At 60.0% G+C, this 1,778-nt stretch carries 1 protein-coding gene and 1 pseudogene; both read right to left on the reverse strand.

What is annotated here, in order from left to right; all coding sequences use genetic code 11:
* Positions 1 to 628: 628 nt before the first annotated feature.
* A complete protein-coding gene (gene iolE / locus A3AY_RS0131855) occupies positions 629 to 1,522 on the reverse strand; it encodes a myo-inosose-2 dehydratase (protein ID WP_026204040.1) in 894 nt (297 codons plus the stop codon).
* A 17-nt stretch (positions 1,523 to 1,539) separates the two neighbouring features.
* A pseudogene (locus A3AY_RS39965) lies at positions 1,540 to 1,778 on the reverse strand (3D-(3,5/4)-trihydroxycyclohexane-1,2-dione acylhydrolase (decyclizing)); the annotation flags it as partial.

Below are 1,778 nucleotides of genomic sequence, written 5' to 3' on the forward strand. Positions count from 1 at the left end.
CAATTGCTTAGCAGCTGTGATCAGGCGGGCGTGTTCGGAAACAAGGGAATCCAAGGCACGCTCTCGAATCAGGCCTGCAGTAAGTCTTCGTTGTCGAAAGCCATCCAGCCGACAGCCAACCGTTGAAGCGGATGCCGTTGCCTATTGCCGGAAGGCCGGCGTTGCCCATCAGCGTGATCCCTCGCCGGCACAGTGGGCGTTGAAAGGGCTGGCCCATTCACGCTGTCAAAGCCATCGCGGATCATCATGTGTATGGCGTGCTGATTCAGAATATTTGGGCGGCGTACATTCGTCGCGAAGAGACGTCGAAGAGTTCCTGCTTTGTGTCAAGGATCTCGCCCCCAAGCAGTCAGAGTGCCGGCGTTAAACAACAACTCCAGACGCCAGAACCGCCTGTTGACTTCATGAAGTGTAGAGGGCCTGCATCATCAGGGTTGGCGAAGTCGGCCTGTAAACAATGCGTGTTAATCCGATGCCGATCGCGGAGGCTTACGACTGCAGCATTGCATCTCGCCCCATGGGGCCTGTAACGCGCGTCTTCGGAACCGGCGGCAGTCAGGCGCCTCGCAGTCGCCGCTCCAGCCCGTGAGTTGCACCTGAACGATGCAGACTTTGCCATCCTCGCGGTCTATTGCGCCACCTCGTAACCGGCAGCCGCCATCACGCGCAGCAATTCCTTGTGGCCCTTCTTTGCCATTTCCAGCGGCGGGGAAACCTTCGGATCCTGCTCGGCTTCAACCACGAACCAGCCCTGATAGCCGTGATGCGCGCAGCGCTTGACAATCGTCTCGAAATCGAGCGACCCATCGCCCGGCACGGTAAAGGCGCCCTTTACAACAGCATCGAGGAAGCTTTCCTTGCTGCGGTCGAGCTTGTCGATCACGCCCATGCGTACATCCTTTGTGTGGACGTGGGTGATGCGGGAGTGGTGGTTGTCGAGAACGCGGATGACGTCACCACCGGCAAAGGCCATGTGCCCAGCGTCAAAGAGCAGTGGCACTTTGGAATGCTTCATGAAGAGATCGAGTTCGGCCTCGGTCTCGATCGCCGCTGCCATGTGGTGGTGATAGCTGATCGGCATGCCCTGCGCGTGGCACCAATCGGCAAAGTCGCTCATCTTGCGGCCATAGGCTGCGGTCTCGGCTTCCGTCAGCTTCGGCTTGGTGGAAAGCGGTGCGGACTTCACACCCTGCACGGAGCGGGCGGTCTCGCCATAGACGATGCATGGTGCGCCTGCCGCCTTGAAGAAGGCCATCTGCTCGGCGATACGGTCTTTTTCCACTTCGATATCGCTATCGAGCAGCAGGCCCGAGAACCAGCCACCGCAGACGGAAATGCCGTATTTGGCAAGGATCGGACCCAGTTCGGCCATGTCCATCGGGAAGCGGCGGCCGGTCTCCATGCCGGTGAAACCGGCGGCAGAAGCCTGGCGCAGGCATTCTTCCAGGCTCACGTCGTCCGAGAGTTCGGCAAGATCGTCGTTCCACCAGGCGATGGGGGCGATACCGAGTTTGGCTGTCAATTTTGCGGTCATGTCTCTCAAACTCCAACACGCTGCTTGGCGCGAATTTCGATCTGGTGGGCGCGCGCCTTGTTGACGCTCTCCCGGTTCGATACCTCTGGTACACCGACATCCCAGTCCGCATCACCCGGCACCCAGGAATAGGCATCCGTGGTGATCGAAAGAACGGTGGTGCGGTCGTTGCCCTTGGCCCATGCGATGGCCGCTTCAAGATCGGCCAGGCCCTCGCAATGGCGCGAGGCGGCCCCCATGGAGG

It is taken from the genome of Rhizobium giardinii bv. giardinii H152, assembly GCF_000379605.1.
In the GTDB taxonomy this organism is placed as follows: Bacteria; Pseudomonadota; Alphaproteobacteria; order Rhizobiales; family Rhizobiaceae; genus Pararhizobium; species Pararhizobium giardinii.